The organism is Burkholderia sp. Se-20373, assembly GCF_017104705.1.
Lineage (GTDB): Bacteria > Pseudomonadota > Gammaproteobacteria > Burkholderiales > Burkholderiaceae > Burkholderia.
In genome coordinates this window covers 21,404-46,225 of sequence record NZ_JAAGPH010000027.1, presented here as the reverse complement: position 1 = coordinate 46,225, position 24,822 = coordinate 21,404, and the positions used below count along the sequence as shown (strand labels likewise).

The 24,822-nt window shown below is 66.5% G+C and carries 26 protein-coding genes and 1 tRNA gene; 8 read left to right on the top strand and 19 right to left on the bottom strand.

The annotated features are described in order from the left end of the window. Window positions 1-258: 258 nt before the first annotated feature. Together pagL and G3N96_RS12245 are read left to right on the top strand one after the other, a co-directional pair. Window positions 259-828 carry a lipid A 3-O-deacylase PagL gene (pagL, locus tag G3N96_RS12250; protein ID WP_124582819.1) on the top strand — a complete coding sequence of 190 codons (570 nt, stop codon included), beginning with the start codon at window positions 259-261 and terminating at the stop codon, window positions 826-828. Window positions 829-873: 45 nt separating this feature from the next. Then, a complete protein-coding gene (locus tag G3N96_RS12245) occupies window positions 874-1,257 on the top strand; it encodes a nuclear transport factor 2 family protein (RefSeq protein WP_206137369.1) in 384 nt (127 codons plus the stop codon). Between the two features lie 143 nt (window positions 1,258-1,400). Here G3N96_RS12245 and leuA read toward each other — a convergent pair whose 3' ends face one another. Both leuA and ybiB read right to left on the bottom strand, forming a co-directional pair. Beyond that, the gene (gene leuA / locus G3N96_RS12240) at window positions 1,401-3,047 is read right to left on the bottom strand and encodes a 2-isopropylmalate synthase (RefSeq protein ID WP_206137379.1); all 1,647 of its coding nucleotides are present in this window, start codon (window positions 3,045-3,047) and stop codon (window positions 1,401-1,403) included. A gap of 380 nt (window positions 3,048-3,427) precedes the next feature. Beyond that, window positions 3,428-4,402 carry a DNA-binding protein YbiB gene (gene ybiB, locus G3N96_RS12235; RefSeq protein WP_089495672.1) on the bottom strand — a complete coding sequence of 325 codons (975 nt, stop codon included), beginning with the start codon at window positions 4,400-4,402 and terminating at the stop codon, window positions 3,428-3,430. A gap of 193 nt (window positions 4,403-4,595) precedes the next feature. Here ybiB and maiA point away from each other — a divergent pair, with 193 nt between their 5' ends. Then, on the top strand, window positions 4,596-5,240 hold the full coding sequence (gene maiA / locus G3N96_RS12230) for a maleylacetoacetate isomerase (RefSeq protein ID WP_206137368.1): 645 nt from the start codon (window positions 4,596-4,598) through the stop codon (window positions 5,238-5,240). Window positions 5,241-5,326: 86 nt separating this feature from the next. Here the strand turns inward: maiA and ftsY are convergent, their stop codons facing one another. Further along, entirely contained in the window at window positions 5,327-6,481 is a 1,155-nt protein-coding gene (gene ftsY / locus G3N96_RS12225) for a signal recognition particle-docking protein FtsY (RefSeq protein WP_206137367.1), read from the bottom strand. A 216-nt stretch (window positions 6,482-6,697) separates the two neighbouring features. On the opposite strand from ftsY, the gene rsmD reads away from it, so the two are divergent. From rsmD to G3N96_RS12210, 3 genes are all read left to right on the top strand, one after another. Continuing rightward, window positions 6,698-7,312, top strand: a complete 615-nt coding sequence (gene rsmD, locus G3N96_RS12220; protein ID WP_206137366.1) for a 16S rRNA (guanine(966)-N(2))-methyltransferase RsmD — start codon at window positions 6,698-6,700, stop codon at window positions 7,310-7,312. A 111-nt stretch (window positions 7,313-7,423) separates the two neighbouring features. Further along, entirely contained in the window at window positions 7,424-7,921 is a 498-nt protein-coding gene (coaD, locus tag G3N96_RS12215) for a pantetheine-phosphate adenylyltransferase (protein ID WP_039346084.1), read from the top strand. 59 nt (window positions 7,922-7,980) lie between these two features. Continuing rightward, window positions 7,981-8,247, top strand: coding sequence for a YfhL family 4Fe-4S dicluster ferredoxin (locus tag G3N96_RS12210; RefSeq protein ID WP_069248899.1), 267 nt, complete (start codon window positions 7,981-7,983; stop codon window positions 8,245-8,247). Window positions 8,248-8,331: 84 nt separating this feature from the next. Here the strand turns inward: G3N96_RS12210 and hisC are convergent, their stop codons facing one another. The 8 genes from hisC to G3N96_RS12170 all read right to left on the bottom strand — a co-directional run bounded on the left by hisC (window position 8,332) and on the right by G3N96_RS12170 (window position 15,477). Further along, entirely contained in the window at window positions 8,332-9,399 is a 1,068-nt protein-coding gene (gene hisC, locus G3N96_RS12205) for a histidinol-phosphate transaminase (RefSeq protein ID WP_206137365.1), read from the bottom strand. A 106-nt stretch (window positions 9,400-9,505) separates the two neighbouring features. After that, complete coding sequence (gene pth / locus G3N96_RS12200; RefSeq protein ID WP_006477776.1) at window positions 9,506-10,105, bottom strand: aminoacyl-tRNA hydrolase; 600 nt, start codon at window positions 10,103-10,105, stop codon at window positions 9,506-9,508. Between the two features lie 121 nt (window positions 10,106-10,226). After that, window positions 10,227-10,832: a 50S ribosomal protein L25/general stress protein Ctc gene (locus G3N96_RS12195; RefSeq protein WP_085042200.1), complete on the bottom strand. Its 606-nt coding sequence runs from the start codon at window positions 10,830-10,832 to the stop codon at window positions 10,227-10,229. 161 nt (window positions 10,833-10,993) lie between these two features. Next, the gene (locus G3N96_RS12190) at window positions 10,994-11,950 is read right to left on the bottom strand and encodes a ribose-phosphate pyrophosphokinase (RefSeq protein WP_069248896.1); all 957 of its coding nucleotides are present in this window, start codon (window positions 11,948-11,950) and stop codon (window positions 10,994-10,996) included. Window positions 11,951-11,994: 44 nt separating this feature from the next. Then, window positions 11,995-12,071: transfer RNA gene (locus G3N96_RS12185), tRNA-Gln, on the bottom strand. A 55-nt stretch (window positions 12,072-12,126) separates the two neighbouring features. After that, entirely contained in the window at window positions 12,127-13,008 is an 882-nt protein-coding gene (gene ispE, locus G3N96_RS12180) for a 4-(cytidine 5'-diphospho)-2-C-methyl-D-erythritol kinase (RefSeq protein ID WP_166965054.1), read from the bottom strand. 25 nt (window positions 13,009-13,033) lie between these two features. Further along, window positions 13,034-13,654, bottom strand: a complete 621-nt coding sequence (lolB, locus tag G3N96_RS12175; RefSeq protein WP_206137364.1) for a lipoprotein insertase outer membrane protein LolB — start codon at window positions 13,652-13,654, stop codon at window positions 13,034-13,036. Continuing rightward, on the bottom strand, window positions 13,654-15,477 hold the full coding sequence (locus tag G3N96_RS12170) for a tetratricopeptide repeat protein (RefSeq protein ID WP_206137363.1): 1,824 nt from the start codon (window positions 15,475-15,477) through the stop codon (window positions 13,654-13,656). Before G3N96_RS12170 ends, lolB begins: the two co-directional genes overlap by 1 nt. Before the next feature lie 86 nt (window positions 15,478-15,563). Between G3N96_RS12170 and mutM the strand changes: the two genes are divergently transcribed. Next, on the top strand, window positions 15,564-16,391 hold the full coding sequence (mutM, locus tag G3N96_RS12165) for a bifunctional DNA-formamidopyrimidine glycosylase/DNA-(apurinic or apyrimidinic site) lyase (RefSeq protein ID WP_046544386.1): 828 nt from the start codon (window positions 15,564-15,566) through the stop codon (window positions 16,389-16,391). Between the two features lie 24 nt (window positions 16,392-16,415). Then, window positions 16,416-17,519: an A/G-specific adenine glycosylase gene (mutY, locus tag G3N96_RS12160; RefSeq protein WP_206137362.1), complete on the top strand. Its 1,104-nt coding sequence runs from the start codon at window positions 16,416-16,418 to the stop codon at window positions 17,517-17,519. 215 nt (window positions 17,520-17,734) lie between these two features. Here the strand turns inward: mutY and G3N96_RS12155 are convergent, their stop codons facing one another. The 8 genes from G3N96_RS12155 to lptA form a co-directional block, all read right to left on the bottom strand. After that, window positions 17,735-18,370 carry an LON peptidase substrate-binding domain-containing protein gene (locus G3N96_RS12155; protein WP_124582799.1) on the bottom strand — a complete coding sequence of 212 codons (636 nt, stop codon included), beginning with the start codon at window positions 18,368-18,370 and terminating at the stop codon, window positions 17,735-17,737. 27 nt (window positions 18,371-18,397) lie between these two features. Next, a complete protein-coding gene (gene rapZ / locus G3N96_RS12150; RefSeq protein ID WP_206137361.1) occupies window positions 18,398-19,306 on the bottom strand; it encodes an RNase adapter RapZ in 909 nt (302 codons plus the stop codon). 75 nt (window positions 19,307-19,381) lie between these two features. Beyond that, the gene (hprK, locus tag G3N96_RS12145; RefSeq protein WP_011353227.1) at window positions 19,382-20,350 is read right to left on the bottom strand and encodes an HPr(Ser) kinase/phosphatase; all 969 of its coding nucleotides are present in this window, start codon (window positions 20,348-20,350) and stop codon (window positions 19,382-19,384) included. Window positions 20,351-20,479: 129 nt separating this feature from the next. Further along, window positions 20,480-21,019, bottom strand: coding sequence for a PTS sugar transporter subunit IIA (locus G3N96_RS12140; RefSeq protein ID WP_011353226.1), 540 nt, complete (start codon window positions 21,017-21,019; stop codon window positions 20,480-20,482). Window positions 21,020-21,187: 168 nt separating this feature from the next. After that, complete coding sequence (gene raiA / locus G3N96_RS12135; protein WP_006477786.1) at window positions 21,188-21,547, bottom strand: ribosome-associated translation inhibitor RaiA; 360 nt, start codon at window positions 21,545-21,547, stop codon at window positions 21,188-21,190. 159 nt (window positions 21,548-21,706) lie between these two features. Next, window positions 21,707-23,212, bottom strand: a complete 1,506-nt coding sequence (locus tag G3N96_RS12130) for an RNA polymerase factor sigma-54 (RefSeq protein ID WP_089431697.1) — start codon at window positions 23,210-23,212, stop codon at window positions 21,707-21,709. Between the two features lie 159 nt (window positions 23,213-23,371). Beyond that, window positions 23,372-24,148: an LPS export ABC transporter ATP-binding protein gene (gene lptB / locus G3N96_RS12125; RefSeq protein WP_039346017.1), complete on the bottom strand. Its 777-nt coding sequence runs from the start codon at window positions 24,146-24,148 to the stop codon at window positions 23,372-23,374. Next, window positions 24,145-24,810: a lipopolysaccharide transport periplasmic protein LptA gene (lptA, locus tag G3N96_RS12120; RefSeq protein ID WP_089426349.1), complete on the bottom strand. Its 666-nt coding sequence runs from the start codon at window positions 24,808-24,810 to the stop codon at window positions 24,145-24,147. The genes lptB and lptA overlap by 4 nt, the downstream gene beginning before the upstream one ends. Window positions 24,811-24,822 lie beyond the last annotated feature (12 nt).

Below are 24,822 nucleotides of genomic sequence, written 5' to 3'. Positions count from 1 at the left end.
GCGTGGGCATCGGAGTTCCCGCTTTTTCTATCGAGCAAGTCGAGTCGATAGTCTATTCTGCGACAGAGGGGGCGAAGCGAAGTTCCGTAAGCCGTTGTTTCTGATGGCAATCGGTAGACGATTTCGATTTTTGCCGTTTGGGAAGCAAGCCATTTCGCTTTGTGATGCCGATCCGAAAAGTCCTTTACCATACCATTCAGTTCGCTTGAGCCGGCCGAAGCGGCTGGCTCCATTCAACCCCCAAAGTTGGAGTGACAGATGAACAATAAGAAGAATCGCCGGCCCCGCAGCCGGCTTGCGCTGCACGCGATGCTGGCGGCGTCCCTTCTGGGCGGATCGGGCGCGGCATGCGCGGATCGATGGGGGATTCAGGCGGGCGGCGGTTTTTCGGATCGCCATGGGGTCGACAAGGCCGATCTCGGCGTGGTGTGGGATCCGGGCTGGAACTGGTGGGAAATCGGCGGCTGGCACTTCGCGTTCGTCGTCGAAGGGCATGCCGGCTACTGGCACACGGGCGGCAACGTCCACGGCAGCATCGGCGAATTCGGCGTGACGCCGATGTTCCGTTTCATCAAGAGCGCCGGGGAGATCCGCCCGTTCATCGAGGCCGGCGGCGGCGTGAGGCTGCTGACGCACCCGACGATCTCGGATCACTTCTCGTTGGGGACCGCGTTCCAGTTCGCGCCGACGGCGGGGGTGGGTGTGCAGTTCGGCCAACGGCAACAGTATCAGGTCGGCTACCGTTTTGAACATGTGTCTAACGCGGGTATCAAAGAGCCGAATCCTGGTATAAATTTCCACCAGTTCTACTTGCAGTACAACTTCTGATCCGCACGCCCGCGCACGGCGTGCGCGTTGCCGAGGAGTCAGGCGATGGCGAAGGTGGTCGATGCGATCCGCGCGCTCGAGCGCGATCGGTTCCGGGCGATGGTGGACGGGGACGGCGAGGCGCTCGACACGCTTTTGTCGGACAAGGTGTTCTTCGTCCATACCAACGGCAAACGCGAAACCAAGCAGCAGTTCATCGACGCCATCGTCGCCGGTCGCCGCCGCTATCGCCAGATCGAAATCCAGTCGCAAGACGTGCTGCCCGTCGGCGATGAAACCTGCGTCGTCACCGGGCGCGCGTTGATCGAGATGGAAACGAACAACGGCGGCCTGGTCTTTCCGATTGCCTATACCTCCGTCCACACCCACGAACGGGGCCGCTGGAGCCTGTTCGCGTGGCAGGCGACGCGGTGCGCGACCGAGACATGAGCGCGTGTGGCGCTCCTTTTCATGTCCCGACCGAAGCGGCCTTCTGGGCCGCTTTTTGCTGCCTCGTGCGGCGCGGATCGCGCGGCGCACGGGCGGTCACGCCCCGCTCGCTGACGTTTGAACCCTGAAACGGAACCTGCCGCTCAGGCCGCCGCGCGGCGATCCGCGCAGTGCCAGGCCGAGCGGTTGATCGCGCTGACCATCGCGTCGCGCGCGGCGCTCGCCGCATCGGCGTGCAGGCCGACGCCGTGCCGCAGCGGCGCATCGCCGACCCGGCAGCCGACCGATACCGCGATTCGTCCGTCCGTCGTGCGGGCGTGTTCGCACGACGCGACGTCGATCGCCGCGCCGGCGGCCGCCGCAAATGCCGCGGCCAAACGTCGCACGGCCTCGTCGGGCGTGGTATCTGCCGCGGGCGCTGCAGCGATCTCGCGGTTCTGCCAGCGCGCGCCGTTGCCGTGTCGCGCGGCCGGCCCGTCGGTGTCGAAGAATTCGCGCGCGAACAGCGCGCAGATCGCGTCGCCCGTCACTTCCTCGCCGGACGCGTCGGCGAGCGTCTGCACCGCATGGCTGAATTCGATCTGTACGCGGCGCGTCGGCGTGAAGCCCATCCCGCGTTCGAGCAGGAACGTCGCGCCGCCCTTGCCGGACTGGCTGTTCACGCGGATCACCGCGTCATAGCTGCGGCCGAGGTCGGCCGGGTCGATCGGCAGGTACGGCACTTCCCAGGCCGCGTTGGGGCGCTGCTGCGCGAAGCCCTTGCGGATCGCGTCCTGGTGCGAGCCCGAGAACGCGGTGAACACGAGGTCGCCCGCGTACGGGTGGCGCGGATGCACGGGAATCTGGTTGCAGCGTTCGACGACGCGGCGCACGGCGTCGATGTCGGAGAAATCGAGTCCCGGGTCGATACCTTGCGTGTAGAGATTCAGCGCGAGCGTGACGAGATCGACGTTGCCGGTGCGTTCGCCATTGCCGAACAGGCAGCCCTCGATGCGGTCGGCGCCCGCGAGCAGCGCGAGTTCGGCCGCCGCGACCGCGGTGCCGCGATCGTTGTGCGGATGCACGGACAACACGATGCTGTCGCGGTACGCGAGGTTGCGGTCCATCCACTCGATCTGGTCGGCGAACACGTTCGGGCCCGCGGCTTCGACGGTGGCCGGCAGGTTGACGATCATCTTGTGATCGCGGGTCGGACGCCAGGTCTGCGCGACCGCGTCGCAGATCTCGCGCGCGAACGTCAGCTCGGTCATGCTGAAGGTTTCCGGCGAGTACTGGAAGGTCCACTGTGTGTCGGGGCGCGCGGCGGCGTGTTCCTTGATGATGCGCGTGCCGTCGATCGCGAGCGCCTTCACGTCGGCCTTCGACATCCCGAACACGATGCGGCGGAACGACGGGCACACCGCGTTGTACAGGTGCACGATCGCGCGCGGCACGCCTTCGAGCGCGTCGAACGTGCGGGCGATCAGGTCCTCGCGCGCCTGCACGAGCACTTCGATCGTCACGTCGTCGGGAATCCGCTTGTCGTCGATCAGCTTGCGGACGAAATCGAAGTCGGTTTGCGACGCCGACGGAAAACCGACTTCGATCTCCTTGAACCCGATCGCGACCAGCATCTCGAAGAACTCGAGCTTCTGCTCGATGCTCATCGGCTCGATCAGCGACTGGTTGCCGTCGCGCAGGTCGGTGCTCATCCAGGCGGGCGCGCGCTCGATGGTGCGCGACGGCCATTTGCGGCCATTGAGGCGGACGGGCTCGAACGGACGGTACTTGTCTTGCGGATTGCGCTGCATCTTCTGGACCTCGGGTCTCAAGTCGCGAGCGAAGACGGGCGGCATGGGCGACGGTTGGCGCTGCCTCGCTCCGCGGCACGTGAACGCGCTGCGGATGCGGATGATCTTCGCGAGTCGGCCGACGGATAGACGGACGAATGCTGACGACTTCGGGTTGTAAAAACTACGAGAGGGGTACTGCGAGGAACTGCTGGGAGGGACCGTGCGGACAGCACACGGCGCTACGAAAGCCTTAGGCTAGTCGTAGCGATAGCGGCCGCGCTAGGCGGCCGGAGGTAATTCGGAGGGTGTTCGGAAAGGAACGCATGAGGGCAACTCTATGCCAGGATGCGCTCGCGTGTCAAATGCCCCGCAAACGGGGCCGGTTCGCGAGCGTGCCTTCAGCGTGCGATGCGGGCGATCTGCACGATCGTCGCGACCTGCCGGGCGACCGTGTCGGGCACCGGCACTTCGCCGCGCAATACGGCGTCGGTCCACGCGGCCGTCGTGGCGGCGTCGCGCGATTCGGGCAAGGGGACAGGGGGCGCATCGGTCGACGAGCGTTCGGCCTCGATCAGCGTGTCGCATACGCCGTCGTGCAGCCAGTCGACCTGCACCTGGCGCCGCGTGTCGGCAACGGCTTCGCCCTCGGTGCCGCGTGCCAGCAGCGCGCCGCCGAGCGCGGCATCCGGATGGTCGCGGAACAATTGCGCCAGGCTGTCGCGGTACGGCGGGTGCGTGTAGTTGACGAGCCGCAGGCCGGCCGGCGCGAACGGCTGCAGGATTTTCACGAGCGTGTGCGTCGAGTTGCGCACGCCGAGCACGCTGCGCATCGACAGCAGGCGTGCGATGCGCGGCGCCAGCACCTCGATCGACGCGAATGCGACGCGGCGCTCGGCGAGCATGTCCTCGATCGCATCGTGCGAAGCCGACGGTGCGAGCGACAACGCCGAGAAGATCTCGGCGCTCGTCACGCGGCCCGGATCCTGCTCGACGCCATGCACGAGCACCGGCACGCCTTCGCGCGCGAGCAGCAGCGCGAGCAGCGGCACGAGGTTCGGCTGCTTGCGCGCGCCGTTGTAGCTCGGGATCGACACGGGGCGGAACGCGGCATCCTGCACGTGCACCGGCTCGAACGACGCCTGCGCGGCGGCGAGCATCGCGGCCAGCTCGTCGGCGGATTCGCCTTTCAGCCGATAGGCGATCAGGATCGCGCCGAGTTCGATGTCCGACACGCGCGCGTCGAGCATCGCGCGATAGAGCTCGAACGTGTCCTCGGCGGACAGCGCGCGTGCGCCGTGCGGACCGCGGCCGATTTCCTTGATGAAGCGGGCGCACGGGAACGGAACGGCGGCGGGATCGTGGGAAGCGGTCATCGGGGCGTGGGGCGGGCGGCCGGCATCGGGCCGCGCTGTGAGCGGTGAGGAATGCCCCGAGTATCGCACGGGTGCGGCTGCCGCCAGGCGAGGCCGCGCGGCGCGGCGCGCTACACTCTGATTCCCGGCGGTGCGCGCCGGCTGCGCCGCGCCCGTACCGTCGCCGGCCGAATACGACTACGAGAGACATCCCATGAAGCTTTACAGCTATTTCCGCAGTTCCGCGTCGTACCGCGTGCGGATCGCCCTGAACCTGAAGCAGCTGCCGTTCGACTATGTCCCCGTGCACATGCTGCGCGACGGCGGCGAGCAACTGAAGGACGCATACCGCGCGCTGAATCCGGATGCGGTCGTGCCGACGCTGACCGACGGCGACGCGACGCTGCAACAGTCGCTCGCGATCATCGAATATCTCGAGGAAACCCATCCGGAACCGGCGCTGCTGCCGAAGCTGCCTGTCGATCGCGCGTATGTGCGTGCGGTCGCGCTGCAGATCGCGTGCGAAATCCATCCGCTCAACAACCTGCGCGTGCTGAAGCACCTGAAGCACACGCTGAAGGTGCCCGAGGACGCGAAGAACGCGTGGTACCGGCACTGGATCGAGGCCGGCTTCGAGACGCTCGAGACGCGTCTCGCGAGCGATCCGCGCACCGGCAAGCTGTGCTTCGGCGATACGCCGACACTTGCCGACGTGTGCCTCGTGCCGCAGGTGTTCAACGCGAACCGCTTCTCGATCGACACGACGCGCTATCCGACGATCCAGCGGATCGTCGACCATGCGTCGACGCTCGATGCGTTCAAGGCCGCCGAGCCCGGCGCGCAGCCCGACGCCGAATGAGCGCGGCGCGCCCGGGCCACGCATGGCCGGGCGCGCATGAAAAAAGGGCGCCCGAAGGCGCCCCGTGCGATGCGTGCCCGCGGTGTTCAGCCGAGCAGCGCGTCCGCGAATTCGACCGCGCTGAACGGCTGCAGGTCCTCGACCTTCTCGCCGACGCCGATGAAGTAGACCGGCACCGGGCGCTGCCGCGCGATCGCGGCGAGAATCCCGCCCTTCGCGGTGCCGTCGAGCTTCGTGACGATGAGGCCGGTGAGGCCGAGCGCGTCGTCGAATGCCTTCACCTGCGTGAGCGCGTTCTGGCCGGTGTTCGCGTCGATCACCAGCAGCACTTCATGCGGCGCGCCGTCGTGTGCCTTCGAGATCACGCGCTTCACCTTCTTCAGCTCTTCCATCAGGTGGAGCTGCGTCGGCAGGCGGCCGGCCGTGTCGGCCATCATCACGTCGATCTTGCGCGCGCGCGCGGCGCTGACCGCGTCGAAGATCACCGCGGCCGGATCGCCGCTTTCCTGCTGCACGACCGTCACGTTGTTGCGCTCGCCCCAGACCGCCAGCTGTTCGCGCGCGGCCGCGCGGAACGTGTCGCCCGCGGCCAGCAGCACCGACTGGTCGAAGCTCTGCAGATGCTTCGCGAGCTTGCCGATGCTGGTCGTCTTGCCGGCGCCGTTCACGCCGGTGATCATCATCACGAGCGGCTGCGCGCGGCCGAGCATCAGCGATTTCTCGAGCGGCGTCAGCAGCTCGACGAGCAGGTCGTGCAGCGCGGCCTTCACCTGCTGCGGGTCGGTCAGGCGGCCCGTGCGCACCTTTTCGCGCAGCGCGCCGAGCAGGTACTCGGTCGCGTCGACGCCCGCGTCGGACATCAGCAGCGCGGTCTCGAGCTCCTCGTACAGATCCTCGTCGATCTTCGTGTTGACGAACACGCCGGTGATGCTCGAGCCCGTCTTGGCGAGCCCCGTTTTCAGGCGCGCGAGCCACGATTTCTTCGCGGTGGCGTCCTGCAGCGGCGGCGGGACGATTTCGACCGTCTCGACGACTTCGTCGCGGCCGTCGTTGGTCGGCGTGACCGTCATCACGACGGCCGGCGCGGCCGGTTGCGCGGGCGCTTGCGGCACGTCGGTCGCGGGCGGGGCCTCGACCGCGGGCGCATCGGACGGCTCGTCCGTTTGCTGCGCGTCGGCCGATTGCGATTCCGCCGGATCGGGCTCCTGCGTTTTCTTGAATCGTTTGAAGAAGCTGAACATGGTCTGACGTCGGGAAGAGAGCGGGCCGCCGCCAGGGACGGGCACCAGACGGGCCGTTCTGCGTTCGCGCGGGCGCGGCGCACGGCGGCCGAAACCGTGCATTTTATCAGTGCGGCGTGGCGCTCGCGCCAGTGCGCATCGCCGCTGTGGTAACGTGCGCCTGTTTAGCGGTGCGCCCCCGCGCGCGCCCGGTCCTTCCGTCGTCGATATTTCCGTATGTCCCGTTCCTCTCCCGGCCGCCCGGCGGCCCCTTCTGGCCGCGGCAAGCCGCACACGATCCGCATCATCGGCGGTGACTGGAAACGCACGCCGCTCGCGGTGCTCGATCTGGACGGTCTGCGGCCGACCCCCGATCGCGTACGCGAGACGCTGTTCAACTGGCTCGGCCAGGATCTCGAGGGCCGCCGTTGCCTCGACCTGTTCGCAGGCACCGGTGCACTCGGTTTCGAGGCGGCGTCGCGCGGCGCGGCGAGCGTCGTGATGGTCGAGCGCCATCCGCGCGCGGCGCAGCAGCTGCGTGCGATCAAGGACAAGCTCGGCGCGCGTGCGGTCGAGGTCGCGGAAGCAGACGCGCTGCGGCTCGCGGCCGGCCTCACGCCGGGCGCGTTCGACGTCGTGTTTCTCGATCCGCCGTTCGACGATCTGGCCGCGCTTGAGCGCGCGGTTGCGCTGGCGGCGCCGCTCGTCGCGGCGGGCGGCGCGCTGTACGTCGAGACGGGAGCGGAGCTCGATCCCGCCGCGCACGACGCGCTCGCCGGCTGGGAGGTCGTGAAGCACGGCAAGGCCGGTGCGGTTCACTATCATTTGCTGCGGCGCGAAAATGATGAATAATGCGCGTTCCATACGAGGCGGCGCGCCGCAAAGGCGACGCATGCCCATCTCGGCAGCGGCGTGCGCATCGCACGGCTGCCATCCCGTTTGCGTGATGACAGGAGGAGCGACATGGTAGTCGCCGTGTATCCCGGTACGTTCGATCCGCTGACGCGCGGGCACGAAGACCTCGTGCGGCGTGCGTCGAGCATTTTTGATACGCTGGTGGTCGGTGTGGCCGACAGCCGCGCGAAAAAGCCGTTCTTCTCGCTCGAAGAACGTCTGACGATTGCGAACGAGGTGCTCGGCCATTATCCGAATGTGAAGGTGATGAGTTTCACCGGCCTCCTGAAGGATTTCGTCCGCACCAACAATGCGCGCGTGATCGTGCGCGGCCTGCGCGCCGTGTCCGATTTCGAGTATGAGTTCCAGATGGCGGGGATGAACCGCTACCTGCTGCCCGACGTCGAGACGATGTTCATGACGCCGTCCGATCAGTACCAGTTCATCTCGGGGACGATCGTGCGCGAAATCGCGCAGTTGGGTGGCGATGTCAGCAAGTTCGTGTTCCCGTCCGTCGAGAAGTGGCTGACCGAGAAAGTCGCTGCGATCGGAGGCCCTGCCGCGTGATGCGGCGCCGGCCGGTTTCGTTGCGAAGCCGGCCGCCGGCCTGAAGAAGTGAGATCAGTATGGCTTTGATGATTACCGACGAGTGCATCAATTGCGACGTGTGCGAGCCCGAGTGCCCGAACGGCGCGATTTCGATGGGCCCGGACATCTACGTGATCGACCCGAACAAGTGCACCGAGTGCGTCGGCCATTTCGACGAACCGCAGTGCCAGCAGGTGTGTCCGGTCGAGTGCATTCCGCGCGATCCGCAGCATGACGAATCGCACGCGCAATTGATGGAGAAGTATCACGCGTTGACGGCCGAAAAGGGCGACGACGCGTCGTGACCCCGCGGTGACACGCGTGCTCGAGTCCTTCGGCACGCCCGTCACGCATCCGGATCGGCGCCGACCGGCGCCGGTTCTTCCGTTTCAGGCCAGCAGCTCGCGCAATGCCGCGACGAGCGCGTCGCATTCGGCGTCGGTGCCGACGGTGATGCGCAGGTGCTGGTCGATCCGCGGCAGCCGGAAGTGCCGCACGAAAATCTCCCGTTCCTTCAGTTTCGCCGCAATCGCACCCGCGTCGTGCTCGGGATGGCGTGCGAACACGAAATTCGCGGCCGACGGCACGATGTCGAAGCCGAGTGCGTCCAGCGCATGCGTCAGACGCGTCCGGCTGTCGATCACGCGCCGGCAGGTTGCGTTGAAATAGTCGGTGTCTTCATAGGCGGCCTGCGCGGCAACTTGCGCGAGCCGGTCGAGCGGGTACGAGTTGAAGCTGTCCTTCACGCGGTTCAGCGCGTCGATCAGCGCGGCATCGCCGAACGCGAAGCCGACGCGCATGCCCGCAAGCGAGCGCGCCTTCGACGTCGTGTGGACGACGAGCAGGTTCGGGTAGCGGTCGATCAGCGTCATCGCGGACTGCGCGCCGAAGTCGACATACGCTTCGTCGATCACGACGACCGACGACGGATTCGCCGCTGCGATCCGCTCGACGTCAGCGAGCGGCAACGCGCGCCCGGTCGGTGCGTTCGGGTTCGGAAACAGCACGCCGCCGGCGTCGTCGAGATAGTCGTCGACACGGATCGAGAAGTCGTCCGCGAGCGGCACGATCGACGTCTGGACGCCGTACAGGCGCGCATAGGTCGGATAGAAGCTGTACGTGATGTCGGGAAAGCGCAGCGGCCGGTCGTGCTTGAGCAGCGCCTGGAACGTGTGCGCGAGCACCTCGTCGGAGCCGTTGCCGACGAACACCTGCTCGGGCTTGATCCGGTGATGCGCCGCGACCGTTTCGCGCAGCGCGCGCGCAACCGGGTCGGGATAGCGGCGCAGCGTGTCGCCGGTCTCGCCGAGTTCGCGCGCAATTGCCGCGACGACGCGCGGCGACGGCGGATAGGGATTCTCGTTGGTGTTCAGCTTGACGGGGTGTGCGAGCGCGGGCTGCTCGCCCGGCACGTAAGGCACGAGTTGCTGAACGATGTCGCTCCAGTAACGGCTCACCGCTTGGCTCCTGTCGGGCAAAGCGACCAGATTACCGCATGTGCGGGCAGGGCGGGGTCGCCCGGCGGTGCCGGACGGCTCGATGCACCGGAGCGGTGCGATGCGGTCAGTTGCGATGCAGCTGCATCGTCGCGCGGTCGAGTTCGCCCTTGACGACCATCGGCATCACGGCGAGCGCGCGTTCGATCGACGCGTCGATCACGTCCTGTTCCTCGCGGCGCGGCGGCTTCAGCACGAAGTTCGCGACGTCGGGCTTCGCGCCGGCGCGCGCACTTTCCGGAATCAGGTCGCGCGGATGGCCGATACCGATCCGCAGTCGCCAGTACTGCTGCGACGACAGGTGCGCGGTGATGTCCTTCAGGCCGTTGTGGCCGCCGCTGCCGCCGCCGAGCTTCAGCTTGACGGTGCCGGGCGGCAGGTCGAGCTCGTCGTGCGCGACGAGGATCTGGTCGGGCAGGATCTTGAAGAACTGCGCGAGCGCGACGACCGACTGGCCGGAGCGGTTCATGTAGGTTTGCGGCTCGAGCAGGTGGACTTCTTCGCCGTGCAGGCGCGCTTTCGCGTAGAAGCCATGGAAGCGGCGCTCGTCGCGCAGCGTCGTACCGGCTTCGCGGGCGAGCTGGTCGATCAGCCAGAAGCCGGCATTGTGGCGCGTCGCGGTGTATTCCGCCCCGGGATTGCCGAGGCCGACGATCAGTTTGATCATGACGTTTCGAAGGCGGCAACGGCCGCCTGGGCGCAGAAAAAGAAAAACCCGCCGGGCAAGCCGCGGCGGGTTGCGTCGACCGTTTCGAGAAACGGATCGATGGGGCGCGTGGGCAGCCCGCTCAGGCAGCCGGCGTTTCGCCTTCTGCTGCGTCCGACACGGCACCAGCCGGGACCGTCGCCGATGCGACAACCGGGTTTTCCGCGTCGATGTGCGCGACCAGCGCGACGCCCTTCGGCAGCGTGATGTCCTTCGCGTGCAGCGATTGACCGGCTTCGATCTTCGACAGGTCGACTTCGAGGAACTCCGGCAGGTCAGCCGGCAGGCACTCGATTTCGATTTCCGTCGCGACGTGCGAAACGATCGCGCTCGACAGCTTCACGGCCGGGCTGATTTCAGCGTTCAGGAAGTGCAGCGGAGCCTTCGTGTGCAGCTTCTTCTTCGCGTCAACGCGTTGGAAGTCCACGTGCAGCACCAGTTGCTTGAACGGGTGGTATTGCACGTCGCGCAGCAGAACCTGTTGCGACTGGCCAGCCACTTCGAGGTCGAGGATCGACGAGTGGAAAGCTTCCTTCTTCAGGGCGTGCCACAGGGCGTTGTGATCGAGTTCGATCTTTTGCGGGGCTGCTTCGCCACCGTAAACGATACCCGTGGTCTTACCAGCGTTGCGCAGGCGGCGGCTCGCACCCGTACCTTGCTCTTGGCGCTCGAAAGCGACGACTTTCATGTGATTCTCCAATAGCTGCCCGCGACCAGGCAGTAAAACGGGGCCGTCGAACTGCGGCCCCCGATGAAACGGACAGGGTTTCGTCTATCCCGTCCGATTGTGCAAAAAGCGAAGCGTTGCCGCTTCGCTTTCTGCGCATGCTTTGTTCAGTCGATTCGCGATCAGGATTCCGCGAACAGCGACATCACCGAGTCGCCGCGGCGGATTCGCGAGAACGTTTCGGCCAGCAGGCTCGCGCTCGTCAGCGAACGGATCTTCGAGCAGCCGAGCGATTCGGCGGACAGCGGGATCGTGTCGGTGACGACCAGCTCGTCGAGCGCCGATGCGGCGATACGATCGGCTGCGCCACCCGACAGCACCGGGTGCGTCGCGTAGGCGAAGACCTGCTTCGCGCCGCGCTCTTTCAGCACTTGCGCGGCCTTGCAGAGCGTGCCTGCCGTATCGACCATGTCGTCCATGATCACGCAGGTGCGGCCTTCGACTTCACCGATGATGTTCATCACTTCGGAGACGTTCGCCTTCGGGCGACGCTTGTCGATGATCGCGAGATCGCAGTTGAGCTGCTTCGCGAGTGCCCGGGCACGCACCACGCCGCCGACGTCCGGCGACACGACGAGCAGATCCGGGTAGTTCTGCTTGCGCAGGTCACCCAGCAGGATCGGCGTTGCGTAGATGTTGTCGACCGGGATGTCGAAGAAGCCTTGAATCTGGTCGGCGTGCAGATCCATCGTGATGATCCGCTCGACGCCGGCGATTTCCAGCATGTTCGCGACGACCTTCGCCGAGATCGCGACGCGCGCCGAACGCGGGCGGCGATCCTGACGGGCGTAACCGAAGTAGGGGATGGCTGCAGTGATCCGGCCGGCGGATGCGCGCTTGAGCGCATCGACCATGATCATCAGTTCCATCAGGTTGTCGTTCGCCGGTGCGCACGTGGATTGCAGGACGAAGACGTCCTTGCCACGCACGTTTTCCTGGATCTCGACCTGGATCTCGCCGTCGGAGAAACGGCTGACCATTGCTTTGCCGAGGGGAATTCCAAGGATATTGACGACTTCCTGGGCGAGCGCGGGATTCGCGTTGCCAGTAAAAACCATCAGGCCGTCATGGCTGCTCATCGTGCACCTGCTTCGGGCTTAGGCGGGAAATGCGGGAAAATTTTTGGCAGGGGAGGAAGGACTCGAACCCTCGCATGCCGGAATCAAAATCCGGTGCCTTGACCAACTTGGCGACTCCCCTACACTTAACTGATAACTTCACCGAACTTGTGTAGGCCGTTCGGCAAAGTAAAACTTCATGACGCGAAAGCGAAGAGCGGATGCTCGTTCAGGCTCTCGGCAACTGCACCGTTCCAGCCGGTGGGCAGCTTGGCTTGCGCCGCTTCTGCCTCATGCTTGCTGCGAAACGCTGCAAACACGCTTGCTCCGGAGCCGGTCATCCTCGCGGGGGTCACATCATACAACCATTTGACCACCTGCGCAACTTCCGCGTACTTACTTGTCACAACTTGCTGCATATCGTTCCGGCCGAAACTATCTGGCCATCCCGCATCGCTGCTTTGCTGTGCAAGAAAGTCCGTAATTGTGACGCGCTTCGAATCTCTTGTCAACAACTCATCTGAAAATATTTCAGCGGTTGGGACGTGAACGCGGGGCGTTACAACCAAGAACCAGCGAGTCGGCAATTGTACCTCAGCTAATTCTTCTCCGATACCCTCTGCGAACGCATTTTTTCCAAAAATAAAAAACGGGACATCTGCGCCGAGTTTTACCGCGAGCGACTGGAGTTCGGCGCGCGGCAGGCCGAGTTGCCACAGGCGGTTCAGCGCGAGCAGCGTCGTCGCCGCGTCGGAGCTGCCGCCGCCGAGGCCAGCCCCCATCGGCAGGCACTTGTCGATCTCGATGTCGACACCGTGCGCGGTGCCCGTATGCGCTTTCAGCAGGTTGGCCGCGCGCACGACGAGATCGCTTTCCTCGGGCACGCCGGGCACGTCGGTGACGCGTGCGACGCGGCCGTCGTCGCGGAGCGTGAAGTGCAGCGTGTCGCCCCAGTTCAGCAACTGGAACACGCTCTGCAGATCGTGATAGCCGTTCGGACGGCGGCCGGTGATGTGCAGGAACAGGTTGAGTTTCGCGGGCGCAAGGCAGTTGCGCAGCGAGCGGGTCGAATCGGTCATGCGTATGTCTGGGCTAGGCGGGTGCTCACTGATCGAGCACGAGCTTGATGTCGAGCGGCGGTGTCGCGCGCACGAGGTTGACGCGTTTGACGCCCGTGGCCGGGGCGTCCGCGTAGGCAAGGTAGTCGATCGTCCAGCCGTCCTGGCGGATCTGCCTGACGTGTGTACCGTCGGCCGGATCGCGCACCGTCTCCGCGGGCGTGGCGGGCGCGGCGGTCGGCAGCAGCCAGTAGCGCAGGCCCGCCAGCGGCAGTTCGAAGCCGAGCGTTTTCTGCATCAGGTCGCCGACGTCCGGCGCATATTGCGTCGGACGGTTCGGCAATTCGAGCGATGCCGCCTGCGGCGTCGACTTCACGACCGCGAGCGTCTGGCCGAGCGGGCTGCGCAGCTCGAGCGACACGTCGTCGCCGTGCTCCTGCCAGTCGAAGTTGCCGTACACGTTCTGCTGCTTGCCGAGACGGTCGTCGTACTGCACCGCGAAGCGGCCATGGTAAGCGTGCGTTGCGGCGGTCGGGAGCGCCGCGCCGGTCGGCGCGCTGGCCGACGGCGGCGTGCTCGCGCAGCCGGCGAGCGCGAGCGCCGCGCCGGCTGCAGCCAGCGTGCGCTGCGCGCGGAAGGACAGGGAAAACGTCGGGAACATCTGCATCAGAGACCGTTGATCTGAAGGCGTTTCAGCGTCTGCACGAGCGTGTCGTTGTCCGGCTCGAGCTTCTGTGCGTCACGCCATGCGGAACGCGCATCGTCCTGCGCGCCGCTCTTCCACAGCACTTCGCCGAGATGCGCGCCGATCTCGGCGTTCGGCTGCAGTTCGTACGCGCGTCGCAGCACCTTCGTCGCGCCGGCCGTATCGCCCATCCGGTACTTCACCCAGCCGAGGCTGTCCATGATGTACGCGTCGTTCGGCGCGAGCGTCATCGCCTTATCGATCAGCTTGCTGGCTTCGGGGAGCCGCTGGTTGCGGTCGGCGAGCGAATAGCCGAGCGCGTTGTACGCCTGCGGATTGTCGGGCTGCGTGCGGATCAGCTCGCGCAGCTGCTTTTCCATCGTCGTGTAGTGGCCGGTCTTTTCGGCCGCCATCGCGTAGTCGTAGCGCAGGTCGGGATCGTCGGGGAAGTCCTGGACCGCCTGCCCGAGCCGTGCCTCGGCTTCCGGGTAGCGCTTCGCGGTGAACAGGATCGACGCGTCGGTGCGTGCGACCACGGCCGCATCGCGCGGATCCGTGATCGGCAGGTCGTCGAGCACCTTGCGCGCCTCGTCGGTCTTGCCCTGTTTCTGCAGCAATTGCGCGCGCGTGATCTGCGCGGGCAGGTAGTGCTGGCTCGTCTGGTCGACCTTGTCGAGCCACTGCGACGCCTGCGCGTCGTTGTTCTGGTCGATCGCGATCTGCGCGAGGTAGATGTAGCCCTGGCCGACGTCGAGGTTCGGCTGCTTGTCGCCGAGCTGGACGTACTGCTTCAGGTAGCCGGTCGCTTCGTCGAGCTTCTTCTGCTGGATCTTGATCAGCGCGAGCGCCATCAGCGGCGTCGGATCCTTCGCGTCGAGCTTGCGCATCGTCTCGAACTGCTTCTGCGCGTCGTCGAGGCGATCGTCGGCGAGATAGAGCTGCGACAGCGCGAGCCGCGCATCGCGCGACTTCGGATTCTGCTGAACATACTTCTCGAACGACGTGATGCCCGCCGCGCGCTCCGCCGGCCCCATCTGCGACAGCATCAAAGCCGCCGGCAGGTAGTCGGGGCGGAGCTGCAGCGCCTGCTTCAGCGACTGCGCGGCGCCGTCCTTGTCGTCGACCGCGAGCTGTTGGCGCGCGATCGCGAGCTGCGCTTCGGGCCGGTTCAGGTCGTTCTTCAGCATGTCCTTCAGCACCGCGAGGCCGCCGACGCGGTCGGAGCCGCGCACGAGCAGCGCCTGCAGCGCGAGGATCGCCGGGCCGCGCGTCTCGCCGGTCGCCCGGGCCAGCTCGCGCGCGAGCATCGGCTGTGCGTCGGCCGGCTTGCCGGCGAGCACCAGCAGCGCGGCGTCGACCTGCGATGCGCGATTCGAATCGGGTGCGTACTGGCGCCACAGGTTCGCGGCGGACAGTGCGTCGGCCGGGCTCTGCGCGCCGAGCGCGATCTCGGTCGCACGCTGCGCCATGCGCGGGTCGCGCGTGTCGCGGGCGAGCGCGAGGTAGGTCTGGTAGGCCGGCGCGGGCTGGTTACGCTGCAGCGCGACCTCGGCGGCGAGCACCTGATAGACGATCTGGCTCGTCAGCGGAACGCCGGGGAGATCCTTTTTCTCGTCCGGCATCACATGCTCGAACGCCCCCTGCGACTCCGCGTCGTCCGATGCCGGATCCTGCGCGTGGACCGGGAAGGCGGTGAGGGTCCAGGCGGCAAACAGCGCGGCGCCGAGTGCACGGCGGACCGGGAAGGCGCGCGCGCCGCGCACGGCGGCGGGACGCTTCTGAAGCAGCTTCGAGGGCAAGGTCATGGAAATCCGTTCGATGTTTCAACCGATTGTAACGCGCTCGCTACAATACACGCACGATCGTGAATCCAGTCTCAGACCCGCAAAACATGCCAGAGTTGCCAGAAGTCGAAGTCACGCGCCGGGGCATCGCGCCCTTTGTCGCGGGCCGCCGCGTCGAGCGTGTCGACGTCCGTACCGAGATGCTGCGCTGGCCCGTGCCGGCCGGGCTCGCCGAGCAGTTGCGCGCGCGCGAGGTGCTCGCGGTCGAGCGTCGCGGCAAGTATCTGCTGTTCGAGGTCGACGCGGGCTGGTTCATCGTCCACCTCGGCATGACGGGTACGCTGCGTGTGCTGCCCGCGGCTGGCGTGCCGGTCGCCGCGAAGCATGACCACATCGACTGGATCTTCGACGAATTCGTGTTGCGATTCCGCGATCCGCGCCGCTTCGGCGCGGTGCTGTGGCACCCGCGCGAAGCGGGCGACGTGCATGCGCATCCGCTCCTCGCGAGCCTCGGCGTCGAGCCGTTCTCGCCGGCGTTCACCGGCGCGCTGCTGCACGCGCGCACGCGCGGGCGCACCGTGTCGGTCAAGCAGGCGCTGCTCGCGGGCGACATGGTCGTCGGCGTCGGCAACATCTATGCGTCGGAGAGCCTGTTTCGCGCCGGCATCCGGCCGACGACGGCCGCCGGCAAGGTGTCGCTGCCGCGCTACGAGCGTCTGGCCGATGCAGTGCGCGCGACGCTTGCCGACGCGATCGAGCGCGGCGGCAGCACCTTGCGCGATTTCGTCGGCAGCAACGGCGAAAGCGGCTACTTCCAGCTCGACTGCTTCGTCTACGATCGTGCGGGCCAGCCATGCCGCGTATGCAACACGCCGATCCGCCAGATCGTGCAGGGCCAGCGGTCGACCTATTTCTGCCCGACCTGCCAGCGTTGAAACCTTTTTCCACAATTAGATAACTTGAAGCCGCCCCGCATCGCCCCCGCTCCGTTCCCCGTCACGCCGCTGCATCGTTCGTTCGCCACGCGCCTGGTCGCGTGGCAGCGCGAGCATGGCCGCCACGACCTGCCGTGGCAGAACACCCGTGATCCGTACCGGATCTGGCTGTCGGAAATCATGCTGCAGCAGACGCAGGTATCGACCGTCATCCCGTATTACACGCGCTTTCTCGAACGCTACCCCGACGTCGCCGCGCTCGCGGCCGCGCCGACCGACGACGTGATGGCGCTCTGGGCGGGGCTCGGCTACTACTCGCGCGCGCGCAACCTGCATCGCTGCGCGCAGGTCGTCGTCGCCGAGCACGGCGGTGCGTTTCCGGCGACGCCTGACGCGCTGGCCGAATTGCCGGGCATCGGCCGTTCGACGGCCGCGGCCATCGCGTCGTTCGCGTACGGCGCGCGCGCGACGATTCTCGACGGCAACGTGAAGCGCGTGCTGGCGCGGGTGTTCGGCGTCGAAGGCTTCCCGGGCGAGAAGCGTGTCGAGAACGACATGTGGGCGCTCGCCGAATCGCTGTTGCCCGACGCCGCGAACGCGGCCGACGTGAGCGCGTACACGCAGGGGCTGATGGATCTCGGCGCGACGCTGTGCGTGCGCGGCAAGCCCGATTGCGCGCGCTGCCCGTTCGCGGGCGACTGCGTCGCGCAATCGACGGGCCGCCAGCGTGAACTGCCGGCCGCGCGGCCGAAGAAGGCCGTGCCGACCCGCAAGACCTGGATGCTCGTGCTGCGCGACGGTGACGCCGTGCTGCTCGAGCGGCGGCCGCCGACCGGCATCTGGGGCGGCCTGTGGAGCCTGCCGCAAGCGGACGGCGACGCCGCGCTCGCGGAACTCGCGCGCGGCTTCGGCGGCGGCGGCACGGTGCCGCTCGCGCCGCTCACGCACACGTTCACGCATTTCCGGCTCGAGATCGAGCCGCGGCTGAGCGACCTGGCCGACGGTGGCCTGCCCGCCGGCGCGCGGGACGCGGACACCGCCTGGGTGCCGCTGAGCCGGCTCGACGCGTATGGTGTGCCGGCGCCCGTGCGCAAGCTGCTCGATGCGCTGAGCGGGCCGCTGCTGTAACGAAGGGGGAGGGGCGTGGCGCATGCCGCGCTTTCAGGGAAACGACGGACGCGCGTGGTTTTGCGTGCCGACGGAAGTCGCCTTGGGCTGGCTGGCGCGAAGGGGCAGTCTGGGGTGATTCGGAACACACCGGCCCGGCTTTTCGCCTGGAAGGAAGTCCCTCGTGGGATGCCCTCTCCCGGATAGCTCAGGCAGAGCGACAGGTCCCGGGCGCGCTATAACCAGCCGTGCCGGTCGAGCACGTGGTGCACGGCATCGATGCGCGCGCCGACGTCCGGAAACTCCATCAGCTTCTGCCGCGCGCGCAGGTCGAGCGGCAGCAGTTCCGCGAGACGGTTCGATACCCAGCTCGGATCGTCGAGGCGGAACGGTTCGCCGAACGGCATCTTCTCCGGATCGGACTTCTTCAGTGCGTCGATGATGCGCTCGAGCACCTCGGCGCACGAGCCGAACTGCGCGAGCGTCTGCTCGCCTTCGAGCGGGATGTCGTCCGGCAGCGGCTCCGCGATGCCGACCAGCAGCCCGTTGCCTTCGACGCGGTACGACAGCAGCTCGAAACGCTGCGTGCCGACCGCCTGCAGGTACAGCATGCCGAATTCGCCGGTATCGCATTCGGTGATGCGCGCCATGCAGCCGATGGTCTCGGGCACCGAAACGGCGCCGTCCTGCGCGACTTCCGGCCCGCTCTTCAGCAGGCACACGCCGAACGGTGCATCGTCGCGCAGGCACGCGCGGGCCATGTCGAGATAGCGCGCCTCGAACACCTTGAGCGGGAGCAGGCCCCCCGGGAACAGCACCGTGTGCAGCGGAAACAGCGGCAGGTCGATCAGGGTGGTCGATAGGGAGGACATGGCGCGCGGGCGTTGGGGCGGGCGTCGCTAGGGTCGGTCGACCTCGGAGACGAGCCGCGACGACGCGTCGACATCCACTGGCGCGTCACGATGCCGCACGATCACGTTCGCGTCGTGCGCAAGGCGCGCGGCGAGCGTTTCCGCGATGAACACCGACCGATGCTGCCCGCCCGTGCAGCCGATGGCGACGGTCAGGTAGCTGCGGTTGTCATCGCGGAAGTGCGGCAACCATTTCATCAGGAACGCATGGATGTCGTCGATCATCTGGTGGACGATCGGCAGTGCGTCGAGAAAGGCGATGACCGGCTGGTCGAGCCCGGTGAGCGGGCGCAACTCGTGGTCGTAGTACGGATTCGGCAGCGCGCGCACGTCGAACATCAGGTCGGCGTCGAGCGGCACGCCGCGCTTGAAGCCGAACGATTCGAACATCACCATCAGGTCGTTGTTCTTCTGCTCGATGAAGCGCTTGACCCAAGTACGCAGCGCGTTCGCGCGCAGCGTGCTGGTGTCGATCTGGTGGCCGAATTCGGCGAGCGGCGCGACGAGGTGGCGTTCGCGCTCGATCGCTTCCTCGAGCGACGACAGCAGGCCGACGTCCGCATCGTGCGACAGCGAGCCGGACAGCGGATGGCGGCGGCGCGTTTCGGAGAAGCGCTGGATCAGCGCCTGGGTGCTCGCGTTGAGGAACAGCACGCGCACGTCATGCTCGCGCGACAGGTCGCGGATCAGGCCGGGCATTTCGTCGAGCGACGCGCTCGAGCGCGCGTCGATCGCGACCGCGAGCCGGTGCTGGCCATCCTCGGCGAGGTAGCGGGCGAGTTCGGGGAGCACGTGCGGCGGCAGGTTGTCGACGCAGTAATAGCCTGCGTCTTCGAGCGCGTTCAGCGCGACGGACTTGCCTGAGCCGGAGATGCCGGTGATGAGGACGATGCGCATGGGAAGCAGAGAATCCTGACGTTTCATCATAGCACCGGCTCGACGCGTCGGCGTGGCGTGGCCGGCGCGTGCGGGTTACACCAGTTTGCCGGGGAACTGACTGTCGGGATCTTGCATCGCCAGTCGTTGCCGATCCATGAAATCGCGCAATGTGTCGATTCCGCGCAACTGCAGGATCGTGTTCCGGACGGCCGCCTCGACGAGCACCGCGAGGTTGCGGCCGGCCGCAACCTGGATCGTGACCTTGCTGATCGGCAGGCCGAGGACGTCGACCGTCTGGCTTTCGAGCGGCAGGCGCTGGAATTCGCCGTCGGGGCGCCGCACGAGCTGGACGATCAGCTTCAGCTTCATTTTCCGCCGCACGGCGGTTTCGCCGAAGATCGTCTTGATGTCGAGCAGGCCGAGACCACGCACCTCGAGCAGGTTCTGCAGCAGCGGCGGGCAGCGCCCTTCGACGAAATCGGGGCCAAGTCGGACGAAATCGACCGCGTCGTCGGCGACGAGGCCGTGGCCGCGGCTGATCAGCTCGAGGCCGAGTTCGCTCTTGCCGAGGCCCGAATCGCCGGTCAGCAGCACGCCCATCCCGAGGATGTCGATGAACACGCCGTGCAGCGTCGCGCGCGGCGCGAGGATGCGCGACATGTAGAGCCGCAGGCTGTCGATCACCGCGGCGGCCGACATGGGCGTGGTGAACAGCGGGGTCGACGAGCGCGTGCAGCGCAGCACGAGCTCGGGCGGGGCCGCGGCCCCGCCGGCGACGACGAGGAACGGCGGTTCGAGCGCGATCAGCTCGGCCATGTGGCGCGAGCGGTCTTCGTCGGTTTGCCGCTGGTAGTAGTCGATTTCGGCTTCGCCGAGCACCTGGATCCGGTTCGGGTGGATCAGGTTCAGGTGGCCGACGAGGTCGGCGCTCGAGGTTGCATTGCCGACGGTGTCGGCCGAAAAGCCGCGCTCCCAGCCTTCATGCCCCGTCAGCCAGCTCAGTTTCAGCGTGGCCGCGTTGTCGTCGAAGATGCTCTGGGCGTTGATGCTGGACGTATCCATGACTCTCGTCACTCCAATGGGCCGGTGCGTGCGCGCGGCGACGGACGTCGCCATGCCGGGCCGGCGCCGGGCGGCCCTGAACGGCGGCGTGTGCCGCCGCGTACGGGAAAATATTCCGCCCGGATCAACTCAAGGTTGCCACTGAGTGAGCAGGCGATGCAACTCGGCGATATCCGTTTCGTTGTGCAGACGCTCGCGCGCGTCGCGATCGGACAGCAGTTGCGCGATTTCCGACAGGATCTCGAGGTGCTGCTGGGTGGCTTGCTCGGGCACGAGCAGGAAGATCAGGAGGCCGACCGGCTGGCCGTCGGGGGCTTCGAACGGGATCGCATCGGCGAGCCGGACGAACGCGGCGAGCGGGTGCTTGAGGCCCTTGATGCGCCCGTGCGGAATCGCGACGCCTTCGCCGAGCCCGGTCGAGCCGAGGCGCTCGCGCGCGAACAGGTTGTCCGTGACGGTGCTGCGGGCGATGCCGTTCTGATTCTCGAACATCAGCCCGGCTTGTTCGAACACGCGTTTCTTGCTGGTGACTGAGAGGTCGATGACGACGTTCTCTATGGGCAGGATTTTGGCTAGGCGATTCATGTTGGCAGGCGATTGGGCGGCCTGGGGTCTCCTTGCGGCGGCAGACTGATTATCCATGTTCGGCGATATCAAGGCGTTCGGCATCGGTAACCTGCAAGGCAGCTACCGCATCCAGCGCCCCCCGGCGATAACCGGAACATTATAGAGCACAGCCGCGTGCGTGGCGCAGCGCGGACGGACCGGTTGCACCCCTGCGCGGAGTCGCAAAAAAAACGCCCGGCGAACCGGGCGACGTGTGTGTTGCGGTGAAGGTTACTGCGGCGGCAGTTCGATCTGGTCGATCGACGGTTGAAGCTTGATCGGGTCGTGCGCGTGCGTTTGCAGACGCTCCATGTGCTTGACGACCTGGCGATCCAGCTTGTCGATCAGCAGGTCGATCGCTGCATACAGGTTTCCGTTCGCGCTTTCGACGAAGATGTCCTTGCCCTTCAGGTGCAGGTTGATTTCCGCGCGCTGCTGCTTGTCCTTTTCCTTGTGGTTGTCGACCGAGAGGATCACAGTGCCATCGATCACCTGATCGCTATGCCGTAGCACCCGGTCCAGCTTGGTGATCACGTATTCGCGAATTGCAGGCGTGACTTCGAGATGATGTCCACTGATCTTCAGGTTCATAGTGCTTCTCCAAGCGAGTGACCACCCGGCCGCATCAAGGCGGCGCTCCGGTCGACTTGCCCGTGCCGCACGAAGGCGGCGTATCGCGGACAGGTCGCCCGGCCTGTTCCCCGTGTGCGCGGTGGTCGGGACACGCCTGCCGCCGGGCAGGCAGCAGGCTTAAAGAGACTTGCGCAGATTCACTGCCGGGATCTTGAGGGCTTCGCGATACTTCGCAACCGTGCGGCGCGCGACCACGAATCCCTGTTCTGCCAGCAGCTCGGCAATGCGGCTGTCCGAAAGTGGCGATTTAGGGTCTTCAGCTCCTATCAGTTGCTTGATGAGGGCTCGGATGGCTGTCGACGAAGCGGCGCCACCGGTGTCGGTCGAGACGTGAGATCCGAAGAAGTACTTAAATTCAAGCGTCCCGAACGGGGTCAGCATGTACTTCCCGGTTGTCACACGGCTGACAGTCGACTCGTGTAGGCCCAGCGTATCAGCTATTTCCCGCAAAACCAAGGGGCGCATGGCAATTTCACCGTGCGCAAAGAAGTTCTTTTGACGCTCGACAATGGCCTGCGCGACACGCAGGATCGTGTCGAAACGCTGCTGGATATTCTTGATCAGCCAGCGTGCTTCCTGGAGCTGCTGCTTGAGCGAACCGGCCGACGGATCGCCGCGGCTGTTGCGCAGGATATTCGCGTAAAGGTTGTTGATCCGCAGGCGCGGCACGACCTCCGGATTGAGCTCCGCGAGCCATCCCTGGCCGGCCTTCTTCACGATGATGTCGGGCACGACGTAGTCGGCCTCGGCCTTGCCGTATGCGGCGCCGGGGAACGGCTCCAGCGAGCGGATCAGCGTGTGCGCGTCGCGCAGCGCGTCGTCGCTCGCCTTCAGGTGCTTGCGCAGCCGCGTGAAGTCGCGGGCGGCGAGCAGTTCGAGATGCTGCGACACGATCTCGAGCGCGAGCGTGCGTGTCGGGGACGGATCAAGGCGCAGCAACTGCAGCTTCAGGCATTCGGATGCCGAACGGGCACCGACCCCGGCCGGATCGAAGCTGTGCAGCAGCGCGAGCGCCGCATTCAGTTCGTCGCAGTCGATCTCCAGCTCGGGCGGCAGGTCGGCGAGCACTTCGTCGAGCGTGGCGGTCAGGTAGCCGTCGTCGTCGAGCGATTCGATCAGGAACATCACGAGCGCGCGATCGCGCGGGCCGGCCTGCGTGACGCGCAACTGCGCGGACAGGTGGTCGCGCAGCGACGTCGCCGCTTCCTGCACCTGCAGCGGCGGGAGGTCGTCGTCGTCGGATGCGCCGCTCGAGCGGCCGTATTCGTCGAGGTTCCACTGCGGGCCGTCGTTGCCGTCGCCGGACGCATAACCGTCGTATTCGTCCGCGCCGGCCGGCTCGTCGCGCTCGGCACGATCGCTCGACGAACTGCTGCCGTTGGTCGCAGCGGGCTCGGTGTTCTGCGCGGGAGGCGTCTGCGCGATCAGCGATCCGTCCGCAGCGACACGCAGCGGGCTCGCGATCCATTCATCCTCGTTCTCGAGCAGCGGGTTCTGCGCGACGGCCATCGCGACTTCCTGCTGCAATTCGAGCGTCGACAACTGCAGGAGCCGGATCGACTGCTGTAGCTGGGGCGTCAGCGCCAGATGTTGCGACAGGCGGAGTTGAAGGCTGGCTTTCATGGCAAGGAGGGAGTCATACCGGCAGTTTGCCACGACCCAGGCGCGTTGAGCCATCCGCGATTACGCGCGGCGCGCCGCCCGGCCGCGGGCATGACCGCGAAGCGGGGCGCGGCCCCGCGCGGCGACGCCGGGCGGGGTGCAGCCAGCCACGAGGAGGAGTTACATCCGGAAGTGTTCGCCGAGGTATACGCGGCGTACGCTTTCGTTTTCGATGATTTCGCTCGGCGCACCGGCGGCGAGCACCGAGCCGTCGCTGATGATGTAGGCGTGGTCGCAGATGCCGAGCGTTTCGCGGACGTTGTGATCGGTAATCAGCACGCCGATGTTGCGCTGTTTCAGGAACTTGACGATCTTCTGGATCTCGAGCACCGCGATCGGGTCGACGCCGGCGAACGGTTCGTCGAGCAGGATGAAGTTCGGGTTGGTGGCGAGCGCGCGTGCGATTTCGACCCGGCGCCGTTCGCCGCCCGACAGCGACAGCGCGGGATTCTCGCGCAGGTGGGCGATCTGCAGCTCGTCGAGCAGCGCTTCGGCGCGCGACGAGATCGCGTCCTTCGACAGCCGCTTGCCGTCTTCGCCGTGCTGCAGCTCGAGCACCGCGCGGATGTTCTCCTCGACGGTCAGCTTGCGGAACACGGACGCTTCCTGCGGCAGGTACGACAGGCCGAGCGAGGCGCGCTTGTGGATCGGCAGCAGGCTGATCGAGCTGCCGTTCAGCGAGATCTCGCCGGCGTCGAGCGGCACGAGGCCGACGATCATGTAGAACGACGTGGTCTTGCCGGCGCCGTTCGGGCCGAGCAGGCCGACGACTTCGCCGCTTTTCACGTCGAGCGACACGTCCTTGACGACCGTGCGCGAGCCGTAGCGCTTCTTCAGGTTGCGGACGACGAGCGAGCTCGTCGTGCCGGCCGGCTGGCGGTTCGGTAGCGCGTTCATTGGCCAGGCGCCCCCTGGATCGTGGTCGACGGCGACAGCTTTGCCGGCGCACCGTTCAGCGGCGCGGGGCCGCCGTTCTTCGGCGACAGCATCGCGCGCACGCGGCCGTTCGGGTTGCCCGGCGCGGCGACGTCCTTGCCGCCCTTCGCGGTGTAGAAGTCGCGCTGGCCGTCGTACGTGATCACGCTGCCGTGCACGGTATCGGCGACGGTCGACGTGCCCTGCAGGCGGCGCACGGTCGCGGCGGTGGTCAGCGTGGTCAGGTCCTGCTTGCCGTCGTAGTCGATGCGCTCGGCGTCGCCGTCGATGTACTCGTCGAGGCCTTCGCGCTTCTGGCGGAACGTCGCGTGCTTCTTGCCGCTGCCGAACGAAGTGGCGTACTGATAGCCTTCCGGGTCCTGGCGCACTTCGACGCGATCGCCCTTGATGATGATCGTGCCCTTCGTGATCACGACGTTGCCGGTCGCGACCGTGACCTGCTTCAGGTCGTCATAGGTCAGGTTGTCGGCCTCGACGTTGATCGGCTTGCCTTGGTCGGCCTTCTCGGCATGGGCGAGCGGCGCCAGCCCGACCAGCGGGAGCGCCACGAGCGTCGCGGCAAGCGCGGCGCGGACGGCGCGCGCAGCGCCGCCGGAAATCTGTCGAGGGAACGATTCGTTCATGCAGTCACGTGA